The 12102-nt window shown below is 62.6% G+C and carries 11 protein-coding genes; all 11 read right to left on the bottom strand.

Annotation, left to right across the window (positions count from 1 at the left end):
• Positions 1-54: 54 nt before the first annotated feature.
• A complete protein-coding gene (locus tag GL286_RS02515) occupies positions 55-759 on the bottom strand; it encodes an outer membrane protein (protein ID WP_155093957.1) in 705 nt (234 codons plus the stop codon).
• 204 nt (positions 760-963) lie between these two features.
• Entirely contained in the window at positions 964-3399 is a 2436-nt protein-coding gene (gyrB, locus tag GL286_RS02510) for a DNA topoisomerase (ATP-hydrolyzing) subunit B (RefSeq protein WP_155094508.1), read from the bottom strand.
• A gap of 93 nt (positions 3400-3492) precedes the next feature.
• Positions 3493-3828 (bottom strand): DUF1491 family protein, encoded by a 336-nt coding sequence (locus GL286_RS02505; protein ID WP_155093956.1) that lies wholly within the window; start codon positions 3826-3828, stop codon positions 3493-3495.
• Positions 3821-4732: a GTPase Era gene (gene era / locus GL286_RS02500; RefSeq protein ID WP_155093955.1), complete on the bottom strand. Its 912-nt coding sequence runs from the start codon at positions 4730-4732 to the stop codon at positions 3821-3823. Before era ends, GL286_RS02505 begins: the two co-directional genes overlap by 8 nt.
• Positions 4729-5418, bottom strand: coding sequence for a ribonuclease III (gene rnc, locus GL286_RS02495; RefSeq protein WP_155093954.1), 690 nt, complete (start codon positions 5416-5418; stop codon positions 4729-4731). Before rnc ends, era begins: the two co-directional genes overlap by 4 nt.
• Positions 5419-5461: 43 nt before the next feature.
• Positions 5462-6262, bottom strand: a complete 801-nt coding sequence (gene lepB, locus GL286_RS02490; RefSeq protein ID WP_155093953.1) for a signal peptidase I — start codon at positions 6260-6262, stop codon at positions 5462-5464.
• A 49-nt stretch (positions 6263-6311) separates the two neighbouring features.
• Entirely contained in the window at positions 6312-6746 is a 435-nt protein-coding gene (gene acpS / locus GL286_RS02485; protein WP_155093952.1) for a holo-ACP synthase, read from the bottom strand.
• Positions 6743-7480 (bottom strand): pyridoxine 5'-phosphate synthase, encoded by a 738-nt coding sequence (locus GL286_RS02480; protein ID WP_155093951.1) that lies wholly within the window; start codon positions 7478-7480, stop codon positions 6743-6745. Before GL286_RS02480 ends, acpS begins: the two co-directional genes overlap by 4 nt.
• A gap of 31 nt (positions 7481-7511) precedes the next feature.
• Positions 7512-8339, bottom strand: a complete 828-nt coding sequence (locus tag GL286_RS02475; RefSeq protein ID WP_155093950.1) for a 4-(cytidine 5'-diphospho)-2-C-methyl-D-erythritol kinase — start codon at positions 8337-8339, stop codon at positions 7512-7514.
• Between the two features lie 2 nt (positions 8340-8341).
• Positions 8342-10183, bottom strand: coding sequence for a tetratricopeptide repeat protein (locus GL286_RS02470; protein WP_343038818.1), 1842 nt, complete (start codon positions 10181-10183; stop codon positions 8342-8344).
• 95 nt (positions 10184-10278) lie between these two features.
• Entirely contained in the window at positions 10279-11925 is a 1647-nt protein-coding gene (locus GL286_RS02465; protein ID WP_155093949.1) for an electron transfer flavoprotein-ubiquinone oxidoreductase, read from the bottom strand.
• Between the last annotated feature and the right edge of the window lie 177 nt (positions 11926-12102).

Below are 12102 nucleotides of genomic sequence, written 5' to 3'. Positions count from 1 at the left end.
CGAAAAGGGGCCGCCTCGCAGCGACCCCGTTGATATTCATACTTGGCCAAGCACTCAGAAGCGGTAGTTCACACCGATCTTGAGGTTGTGGTACTTGGTGGTCGCGGCGGTCGAATAACCGCCGGCTTCCAGCGTGTCCTTGCCGAAATCGGCATATTCGTATTCGCCGGTCACCGACATGCGGTCGTTCATCATTTTTTCCACGCCGAGGCCAAGGATATAGCCATCAGCATCGAAGCTGACGTCCTGGCTTGCCAGTTCGTAGTCGATATCGGCGCGTGCCCAACCGGCGATGCCATAGACCAGAGTGCCGGGCTGGACTTCGTAGCCGGTCTTGAAGCGCAGGGCGAGGACGTTCTTGACTTTGGTATCTGCGTTCACATCGACGCCGCCAACCAGAGCATTGGTGTCATCGCGGATATCGGTCATTTCGAAGCCGAGTTCAGGGCCGAACACCCATTTCTCGCGCTGCCAACGGTAACCGGCGCGGATGCCGACATTCGCACCGCTGATTTCAAGATCGCCGATATCGCCCAAAAGCCGGCCAGCGGAGTTGCTGACACCGACGCGGTCCTCGCCACCGAAGGCATAACCAAGGGTGCCACCGACATAACCGCCTTCCCAGTTCAGGACCGGTGCTTCCATGACCGGAGCCACGATCGGCTCGGTGACCGGAGGGGTATAACCGCCGGCATTTGCCGCAACGCCTGCCCCGATGGTCAGGGACGTCGCCAAAATAGTGATCTTCTTCAAGCTCATTGTCGTCTCCAGAGGCTAAATGGACCAATCAGCGACGGATCGTCCGCTAAAGGAATGCCTACGCAGATGCTCGCGCTAGCTGCATTGCAGAAAACAACCGACGCGCCCAGATGCCAAGTGTTAATACACGTCCAGACGTATTAATCTTTTTTTAATGTGGTAAACTTGTCGAGATCGAATTCGCAAAAACGCGAACTCAATCTCTCAGATATCAAGGTTTTCCACGTTAAGAGCGTTTTGCTGGATGAAGTCCCGACGAGGCTCGACGACGTCGCCCATGAGCTTGGTGAAGATATCGTCAGCCTCGCTCAGATCGTCGACGCGGACCTGCAGCATGGTGCGCGCAACGGGGTCCAGGGTGGTTTCCCACAACTGTTCGGGGTTCATTTCTCCCAGACCTTTGTAACGTTGCAGCGAAAGGCCCTTTTCACCCTCAAGGAAGATGGCTTGCAGCAGGCTTAGCGGGCCGTGGATCGGAATGTCGCGATCCTTGCGGATCAGATGCGCCGTTTTGCCATAGACTTCCTGTAGCCCCGCCGTCATCGCGCCAAGCCGACGGCTTTCGCCGCTGCGCAGCATCGGACCGTCCAGCGTGCGCGATTCCTCGACCCCGCGCAGCTGGCGGGTCAGGCGGATACCGGCGTCTTGCGTGGGACGGCCGGTCCAGCCGCGCTCATATTCCTCAGCGATGAGGTCCAGCCGCTTGGCGACAGCCTCGGCCACGCCTTGCGCATCGGCATCGACGCGGCCCTGCACCAGAGCGCCCGCAATCGCGGCCTGCTCGGTGATATGGTTGGGGTAATGCGTCGGATAGGCGCGCAGGATACGGCGCGCGGTGCGGGCCTCGTCGACGACCCTTGCCAGATCAGCGCCCGAGATGCTTTCGCCGCTGCCCAATCGCAGCGCAGCGCCGTCGATGCCCTGTTCGATCAGGTAATCTTCCAGCGCGGCCTCGTCCTTGAGGTAAACCTCGGACCGCCCGCGGCTAACTTTGTACAGCGGCGGTTGCGCGATATAGAGATGGCCCGCCTCGATCAGTTGGGGCATCTGGCGGAAGAAGAAGGTCAGCAGCAGCGTCCGGATATGCGCGCCGTCCACGTCGGCATCGGTCATGATGACGATCTTGTGGTAGCGCAGCTTGCCCAGATTGAACTCGTCGCGGCCAATGCCGGTGCCAAGCGCGGTGATCAGCGTGCCGACCTGATCCGAGGACAGCATCCGGTCGAAACGCGCGCGCTCGACGTTCAGGATCTTGCCGCGCAAGGGCAGCACGGCCTGGTTCTGGCGCGAGCGGCCCTGCTTGGCGGAACCACCGGCCGAGTCACCCTCGACGATGAACAGTTCGGACAGTGCCGGGTCTTTTTCCTGACAATCGGCCAGCTTGCCGGGCAGCGATGCGACGTCCATCGCGGTTTTGCGGCGGGTCAGTTCGCGGGCCTTGCGGGCGGCCTCGCGGGCCAGCGCGGCCTCGACGATCTTGCCGACAATGGATTTGGCTTCGCCGGGGTTTTCTTCGAACCATTCGGCCAGCTTTTCGCCGACCAGACTTTCGACGGCCGGACGAACTTCGGACGAGACCAGCTTGTCCTTGGTCTGGCTTGAGAATTTGGGGTCCGGCACTTTCACCGACAGCACGCAGGTCAGACCCTCGCGGGCGTCGTCGCCGGTGAAATCGACCTTCTCGCGTTTGGCGACCCCGCTGGACTGGGCGTAATTGTTGATCACGCGGGTCAATGCGCCGCGGAAGCCCGCCATATGCGTGCCGCCATCGCGCTGCGGGATGTTGTTGGTAAAGGGCAGGACGGTTTCGTGGTAGCTGTCATTCCACCACATGGCGACTTCGATCCCGATGCCGTTCTTTTCGCCCGTGATGAAGATCGGCTCGGCCATGACCGAGGTCTTGGAGCGGTCGATATATTTCACGAACTCTCGCACGCCGCCGTCGTAATACAGTTCGGTGCGAAGCGGCTCGGCGGGGCGTTCGTCCTGCAAGATGATACGCACGCCCGAATTCAGGAACGCCAGTTCGCGCAGACGGTTTTCCAGAGTCTTGAACACGTAATCGAGGTTCGAGAACGTGCCCTCGCCGCCATCGGCCTTCGAGGATGCCATGAAGCGCACCTCGGTGCCCTTCTCGCCCGGAGCATCGCCGACGACGCGCAGATGCTCGACCGTGTCGCCATGCTCGAAGCGGGCGTAATATTCCTTGTCGTTGCGCCAGATGCGCAGTTCCAGCCAGTCCGACAGCGCGTTGACGACCGAAACGCCGACGCCGTGCAAACCGCCCGAGACCTTGTAGCTGTTCTGGTCGAATTTGCCGCCCGCGTGAAGCTGGGTCATGATGACTTCGGCGGCCGAGACGCCCTCGGTCGGGTGCATATCGACGGGGATGCCGCGACCGTTGTCGCGGACCGAGACGCTGGAATCGGCGTGAATCTTGACGCGGACAAAATCGGCGTGACCGGCCAAGGCTTCGTCGATGCCGTTATCCACGACCTCGTAGACCATGTGATGCAGACCCGAGCCATCGTCGGTGTCCCCGATATACATGCCGGGGCGTTTGCGCACCGCTTCCAGGCCCTTGAGAACCTTGATGGAATCGGCACCGTATTCGGAGGGCTGGGTGGCGGGTTCGGTCATTGTCATCTTATCCTGCCTTGGGCTCCCATCTTATAGTAGGCCAGTGGCGGAATGTCACGGGAAAGCCACAAGATTTAGGGCATTTCAGGGCGTTCAGGCCAGTCCGGCCTGATCAAGCAAGGTGGTCCCGTCGCGGCTTTCGATCTCGATCACCCAGAGGTCCGGATCATAGCCGGAATTGCGCGCGATCTCGGCGTCGATCTCGGGTTCGGATGCCTCTGAGCGCCGCGTCCAGGGGCGCTGGTCGGTCTCGAAATCCCATTCCCGCGCCCACAGGCTTGCCCGCCCGTCCAGCGTCGCGCATTTGACCATCACGGCCCCCGCAGTGTCATCGCCGTGGCGGATGACATAGGCGGGGATATCGGCAAGTTGCAGGCGTTTGAGATAGGCCGAGACCCAGATCCCAGCCGCCAGCCTTGCCTCAGGCATCGCCGTCTTTGAAATCGAGGCCCATCTCGTTATAGCGCTCGGCCTCGTCCAGCCAGTTCTCGCGCACCTTCACCTGCAGGAACAGATGGACGGGGCGGCCCATGAACTCGATCATCTCGGCGCGGGCGGCTTGGCCGACGGCCTTGATGGTCTCGCCACCCTTGCCAAGGACGATGCCCTTATGGCCCGGACGAGCGACATAGACGATCTGGTCGACGCGGGCTGATCCGTCCTTTTTCTCCTCCCATTTCTCGGTTTCCACCGTGAGTTGGTAGGGAATTTCCTCGTGCAGGCGCAGGGTCAGCTTCTCGCGGGTGATTTCCGCCGCGATCATCCGCATCGGCAGGTCGGCGACCTGATCCTCGGGATAAAGCCACGGGCTTTCGGGCAACTCGGTTGCAAGCCAATCCATCAGATCACCGCAGCCATAGCCTTTTTCGGCCGAGATCATGAAGGTCGCGGCAAACTCGAAAGCGGCGTTGACCTTTTCGGACAGGGCCAGCAACTGCTCGGCCTTGACGCGGTCGATCTTGTTGATGACCAGCGCGACCGGAGTTTTCCCCGCATGTTCCTTGAGCTGGTCGATGATCGCTTGCGCGCCATCGGTCAGGCCGCGATGCGCCTCGATCAGGAACAAGATGACATCGGCATCCGCAGCCCCGCCCCAAGCGGCCTTGACCATTGAGCGGTCCAGCCTGCGGCGCGGGCGGAAGATGCCGGGCGTGTCGACAAACACGATCTGCGCGTTTTCATGCATGGCAATGCCGCGGATGCGGGCGCGGGTCGTCTGCACCTTATGCGTGACGATCGAGACCTTGGCCCCGACCATCTGGTTCAGAAGCGTGGATTTCCCCGCATTGGGTTCGCCGATCAGGGCTGCAAAGCCCGCGCGCGTTTCGGTCATTTGGAACCTTCGATCTGCTCAAGCAGGGTCTGTGCGGCCGCTTGCTCGATGCTGCGTTTCGTGCCCTTGCCATTGGCGACGGCTTCGCGGCCATCGTCCAACCGGACGGTGATTTCGAATTCGGGTGCGTGATCTGGCCCCGAGCGTGACGTCTGGACATAACGGGGCGGTCCCATGCCATTGGCCTGCGCCCATTCCTGCAATGCCGTCTTGGCATCGCGCGAGTCCTGATCGACATTCTTGAGCCGATTTGCCCAAAGCGCCAGAATGACTTTGCGTGCCGTCTCGAAGCCCGCATCCAGATAGACGGCGGCGATCACGGCCTCCATCGCATCGGCCAGCAGGGCCTCCTTGCGGCGACCGCCCGACATCATCTCGGAACGGCCAAGTTTCAGGACCTCGCCCAACCCGATCTCGCGCGCGACGGCGGCGCATGTCTCGCCCTTGACCAGCGCGTTGTAGCGCGGCGCCATCTGGCCTTCGGTCGCGGATCGGTCGGCGCTGAACAATGCCTCGGCCATGGTCAGCCCAAGGACACGATCACCCAGAAATTCGAGGCGCTGGTTGTCGGGCCGCGTTGCGGTCGAAATCGAACCATGCGTCAGTGCGCGCTGCAACAGTTCGGGCCGGGCGAAATCATGGCCCAGCCTTTCTGTAAACATGCGCAGTTCGGCGGAAATCTTCATGTCACAATCCTGCCACGGCAAGCTATGCCGCGGCAATTCTTCCTTAATCGACGGCTTTGAAGAAGCGGTCGGCGCGCCACGTCCAGAAATACAGCAGCGACTTGCCCGCAGACGAGAACATGATCCGGTCGGCCCGACCGATCAGATATTCCGCTGGAACCATACCAACGCCGCCCGCCGAGGCCGGCCAGCGCGAGTCGCCCGAATTGTCGCGGTTGTCGCCCATGAAGAAATAGTTTCCTTCGGGGACGGTGAATTCGGGCGTGTTATCGCCCGGGCCGTTGTCGGTCAGGTTCAGCACGTCATGGCTGACGCCGTTCGGCAGCGTCTCGGTCAGGCGTTCTGCGACGCATTGGCCCTCGGACGCGCCGCGGATCTGGCTGGGGCAGGGCACGCTGCCTTGCGGACCTTGCGGGGCCTGAGCCTCGGTGAAGGTGCCGTTCGGAACCTGAGGCGCGGCTTCGCCGTTGATGTAAAGCACCCCACCACGCATCTGGACCCGGTCGCCGGGCAGGCCGATCAGGCGTTTGATGAAATCGTCGCCGCGAGTCGGATGACGGAACACGACAACGTCGCCACGTTGGGGCTCGGACCCGAACAGGCGGCCGGTGATCGGGCAAAGCGACATCGGGCAGGAGTGGCTGGAATAGCCATAGACCATTTTGTTCACGAACAGGAAATCGCCGATCAGCAGCGTGTCCTTCATGCTGCCCGACGGAATCCAGAAGGGCTGGAAGAACAGGGTGCGGAAGACGCCTGCGATCAGCAGCGCCCAGAAGATGGTCTTGACGGTTTCCCAGATGCCCCCATCCTTGCGGGCTTCGCTTTTGGCCATGGATGCCATTCCCCTTATGCGGAAGTCGCGCGTTCATGGGCCGCAGGGCCCAGCAAAGTCAAGCGGAAGCGCCCGGAATAGGCGGGTCGCTCACGTTGTCGGGAAGGGCCTCGATGATGACGAATGCCTGCGCCCACGGATGATCGTCGGTCAAAGTGACGTGGACGCGGGTCCGGTGACCGGGGGGCGTCATCGCTTTCAGCCGCTCCGCTGCCCAGCCCGTCAGTTCCATCGTCGGTTGGCCGCTGCGCAGATTGCGCACCGCCATGTCTTTCCAACTGATGCCCATCGCAAGTCCGGTGCCAAGCGCCTTCGAACAGGCCTCTTTGGCTGCCCAGCGTTTGGCCAGCGTCGCGGCCTCCAGCTTGCGGCGCGCTGCAAGGGCCAGTTCGGTCTCGGTGAAGACACGCTTGCGGAAGCGGTCGCCATGGCGTTCCAGCACCGCGGCGATCCGGTCGATATTGGCGAGGTCAGAGCCGATGCCAAGGATCATGCGTTGCGCGCTTTGTCCATGCAGGCCCGCATTTCGCGGATCGCGTTGTCGAGGCCGGTGAAAACCGACTCGGCGATCAGGAAATGCCCGATATTCAGTTCCTTGATCTGCGGAATGGCAGCAATGGGGCCGACCGTGTCGAAGGTCAAACCGTGACCGGCATGGACCTCGAGGCCAAGGCTGTCGGCTAGGACAGCAGCCTCGCGCAGGGCGGCAAGTTCGGCGTCGCGTTCGGCGATGCGGCCTTCGGTGTCGAAGTCGCAGTAAGCGCCGGTATGGAGTTCGACGACGGCGGCTCCGATACGGGCCGAGGCCTGAATCTGCGCGGCTTCATGGCCGATGAACAGCGAAACACGGCAGCCCGCCTCGCGCAGCGGCGCGATGAAATCGGCAAGGAAAGATTCGTTTCCGGCGACATCCAGCCCACCCTCGGTGGTGCGTTCCTCGCGTTTTTCCGGAACGATGCAGACGGCGTGGGGGCGGTGGCGCAGGGCGATGGCCTGCATCTCCATGGTCGCTGCCATTTCAAGGTTCAGCGGCAGGCTAAGGCTGGCCATCAGATTGTCGATATCCGCATCCGAGATATGACGGCGATCTTCGCGTAGATGTGCGGTGATGCCGTCGGCTCCGACAGCGGCGGCCAAAGTGGCGGCGCGCACCGGATCGGGCCAAGGAGTGCCTCGGGCGTTACGGATGGTTGCGACATGGTCAATGTTCACGCCAAGACGAAGCATGCGAATTCCCCTTACGGATCTGGCGTTGGTTCTAGTGTGTCGCAGGGGCAGAGGCGAGTCCCGATGCGACCACCCACCAATCAGGATTTTCCGCACCAATCCTCGACTTGGCGCGTTCGGCGCTGTCGCGATCCGCGAAAATGCCGAAACAGGTCGCGCCCGAGCCTGACATACGCGACAGGCGAGCGCCGCTCGCGTCCAGCGCGCTCAGACAGTCAGCAATGACCGGCAGCAGCGAGATCGCCGGTGCTTGCAGGTCGTTCCGGCAGGTGTCGAGGAACGAGATCACCGCATCTGTATCCGGAAACTCCGGCAGGGCGTCCGGCATAGCGGGATTGTCCCGGCGGGTCATGGCGCTAAAAACCGCAGGTGTTGAAAGGCTTTGCAGCGGGTTGACCAGCACCAGATGTAGCGTTGGCAGCGATGGCACCGGCGTCAGCATCTCGCCCACGCCCTGCATACGGGCCGGACGCCCCTCGAGGCAGACCGGCACATCCGCGCCAAGGGTTTCGGGATGTTCGGGACGGCATCCGAGCGCGCGCAAGACTGCCGCAGCATCTGCCGAGCCTCCGCCGATGCCCGAGGCGACGGGCAGGTTCTTTTCCAGCGTGATTGCGGCCTCGCGTCCGGCAAGGCGCGCCGCTTTCAGGCAAAGGTTGTCGGCGTCACCGGCAAGTCCTGCGGCAAATGGTCCGGTCAGCGCCAGTGACAGCGGTCCGGCGTCGATCTGCACCACATCGGCGACCTGAAGAAACACCACCAGCGAATCAAGCAGGTGATAACCATCGGCGCGTTGGCCGGTGACATGCAGCGTCAGGTTCAGCTTGGCGGGCGCAAGCTCGCGCCGGGGCAGCGTCATGGTCAGTTCTTCGGTGCCTCGGACGGCATTTCAAGTTCGCGCGTAACGGGCTTCTTGCCGCTGTTTTCGTCGGCCAACACGGCGTCAAGGCCACGGTCCAGCTTGGCGCGTATGCGCTTGGCGTCGGATTCGAGCTCGGGGTTGAGCGACAGGGCGCGTTGCCACTGGATCTGCGCTTCGCGTTTGCGGCCCACCATCCAGTAGATGTCGCCCATATGGTCGTTCACCAGCGAATCGCTGGCCATGGCGGCCACGGCGCGTTCCATCGGGACAACGGCCTCATCGTAGCGACCAAGGCGGTAATAGGCCCATGCCAATGAATCCAGAATGTAGCCATCATCGGGCCGCAACTGGACGGCCTTCTGGATCAGCTTCAGAGCCTCGTCCAGCTTTTCGCCGCGATCGACAAGGCTGTAGCCCAGATAGTTCAGCACCTGCGCCGAATCCGGGCGCAATTTCAGAGCGACGCGGAAATCCTCTTCGGCTTTGGGGAACTGGCCCGAGCGCTCAAGTGCGATGCCTCGGGCATAAAGCGGAAACCAGCGCGCTTCACCGGCCTTGTCGCCGATCAGTTGTAGCGCCTTGTCATAGGCCGGAATTGCTTGTGCAAATTTATCCTGTTGTCGCAGTAGGTCGCCAAGCGCGATCCAGCCCTGAGCGAGATCGGGATAGGCCGCGGTTAGCGTCAGCGCGGCTTTCTCGGCATCGTCAAGCCGCTCGGCGCGGGTCAGGGCGTCGATGCGGGACAGTTCGGCAATCGGACGCATGTCGCCGCGTTCGCGCAGGCGCTCGAATTCCTGCTCGGCCAGATCGAACTGGCCGAAACCCTGAAGCATCTGCGCGTTAAGCAGGTTCGCTTCGCCCAGATCAGGGGAAAGGTACGATGCCAGACGGGCATGGATCAAAGCCAGCGGATCGGGTTCTTCGCTTGTCGCGAGGACGCTGGCGAAGGTCAGAAAGACCTGTGCGATCCCGTCGGCAGGGGTGCGGATGGAATCGAAGGGCAGGGTTTCGCCCTTTGCCAGACGGTCGCGCAACGCGACAAGCTGGGGTTCCTCGTTAAGGCCGGGCGTGGCCTCGAGCATGGCGATGGCATCTTTGTTGCGCTCAAGCTGCGACAGGATCTGCGCCCGCGCGATGACGCCAAGGATATGCGCGCCGTTATTGGGATCGGCGAGCAGTTGCTCGGCCCCTTCGTAATCTCCGACCGCGGCCTTGGCGAGCGCGAGGTGGTAATTCACCATCGGACGCGCGCCGCGCACTTTGCCGAGTTCCTCGAACGACGACAGCGCCTGACGGGCATTGCCTGCGCCAAGCAGGGCCCATGCCCGCATCATCTTGTCCAGAAGCGCGTTGCCCGCCGAGCCGGTATCGCTGCCGTTCTCGCCGTTATTGGGCGTTGGAGCCTTGTCGATGGCATTGACCAGGTCCTGCCAGCGACCGGCCCGCGCCAGTTCCGAGCGCTGCATCAGTCGCGCCAGTTCGGTCGCGCGACCCTGATCCGACATAGTGACAGAAAGCGCACCGGCGCGCTCCATCTCGCCTGCCGAGATCAGCGCGACCAGCGCCGAATCCTGCAGGAACGGATCGGTATCATCCTGCGCCATGGCTTGCAGGTAATAATTCGCGGCGTAGATGTAGTCGTTCTCGATCGCGGCCTGACGCGCGGCAAGATAGGGACCGGCCAGACCGCGCGCGGCGGGGCCGGATGTTGCTGCCGTTTTGGCTTGCTCGGTGGCGGGCGCGGCCTGTTGGGCCAGCACCGGAGCGGCAGAGGTCGGTCCGGCAATCATCGGCACCGAAGTCAGCGCGATCAGCGCCAGCGGGATCAATCTTGTCGTCACGGCTTTGGCCCAGTCCTTGGCAATACGCGTTGTGACCCTAGCCGCCCCGACGGAAATGGGCAACGCCGGGGGAGGTGCGGCGTCGCCGGGACAGATCACATATTCGGGTAGTTTGGCCCGTCACCGCCCTGCGGCGTGGTCCAGTTGATGTTCTGCGACGGGTCCTTGATGTCGCAGGTCTTGCAATGGACGCAGTTCTGGAAGTTGATCTGGAAGCGCGGACCGTCCTCGCCCTCCAGCACTTCGTAGACGCCAGCGGGGCAATAGCGCTGAGCCGGCTCGGCATATTGCGGCAGGTTAACCGAGATCGGGATCGATGCATCCTTGAGCCGCAGGTGGCAGGGCTGCGATTCCTCGTGATTGGTGAAGCTGAACGACACGTTGGTCAGGCGGTCGAAGCTGAGTTTTCCGTCGGGGCGTGGATAGTCGATCGGCTTGAAATCAGCTGCTTTTCCGGTCGCCTCGGCATCGGTCTTGCCGTGTTTCCACGTCCCCATCGGGTTCCAGCCGGTCAGGTTCGCGACCCACATGTCAAAGCCTCCCAGCGCAAGGCTGGCGGTCAGGCCCAGACGCGACCAGAGCGGCTTGACGTTGCGCACGGGCTTCAGATCGCGTGCGATCTCGCCCGAGCGGACTTCGGCCTCATAACCGGTCAGCTCGTCGCCTTCGCGGCCTTCGGCGATGGCGGCGGCTGCGGCCTCGGCGGCAGCGATACCCGAAAGCATCGCATTATGGTTGCCCTTGATCCGCGGCACGTTCACCAGACCCGCCGAGCAGCCCAGCAGAGCCGCACCCGGAACGGTCATTTTCGGGATCGACTGCCAGCCGCCCTCGCTGATTGCCCGCGCGCCGTAAGCCACGCGCTTGCCGCCTTCCAGCAGGTCCGCGACCAGTGGGTGGTGCTTGAAACGCTGGAATTCCATGTAGGGGAAGACATAGGGGTTGGCGTAATTCAGGTGGACGACGAAGCCGACCACGACCTGATTGCCGCCGATGTGATAGATGAAGCTGCCGCCGCCCGCGTTTTTGCCCAAGGGCCAGCCCATCGTGTGGGTGACTGTGCCGGGTTTGGCCTTGGCGGGGTCGATCTCCCAGATTTCCTTCATGCCGAGGCCGAATTTCTGCGGCTCGTGTCCGGCGGAAAGGTCGTATTTGCCGATCAGTTCCTTGGCGAGCGACCCGCGCACGCCCTCGGCGATCAGGACGTATTTGCCGCGCAGCTCCATGCCGGGTTCGTATTGCGGGCCGGGGGAGCCGTCGGCCTCGAGGCCCATCTCGCCCGCGACGACACCCGCGACGCGGTCGCCTTCATAGACCAGTTGCGAGCAGGCCATGCCGGGGAAAATCTCGACCTCGAGCGCCTCGGCCTGTTCGGCAAGCCAGCGGCAGACATTGCCCATGCTGACGATGTATTTGCCGTGGTTCGACATTAAGGGCGGCATCGGCCAGTTTGGCACGCGCATCTGGCCGCCTTCGCCGAGGATGTAGAAATTGTCCTCGGTCACTTCGGTCTCGACGGGCGCGCCCTTTTCCTTCCAGTCGGGGATCAGCTTGTTCAGGCCAGCCGTGTCCAGCACCGCGCCCGACAGGATATGCGCGCCGATCTCGCTGCCCTTTTCCAGCAGCACGACCGAAAGCTCGGGTTTGATCTGCTTGAGCCGGATTGCCGCCGATAGCCCTGCAGGACCACCGCCCACGATCACAACGTCATATTCCATCGACTCGCGGGTCATATCGGTCATGGCTCGGCCCCTTGCTCCCTGGCTCATTTGCTGCGGGCAAGAGGTAGCGCGTCGTTTCGTTGCGGGCAATGCTGACCCGACGGTTGTCTGACAATTGACCACGGGGCAGGCATACGGCATGGGCAAATGATCGCGGATCGGTCTGGGCGGGACTTGAAACGCTTGAACAATCGCGCC

The sequence above is a fragment of the Paracoccus aestuariivivens genome (genome assembly GCF_009711225.1).
Lineage (GTDB): Bacteria > Pseudomonadota > Alphaproteobacteria > Rhodobacterales > Rhodobacteraceae > Paracoccus > Paracoccus aestuariivivens.
This window is presented reverse-complemented; position numbering and strand designations above follow the sequence as displayed.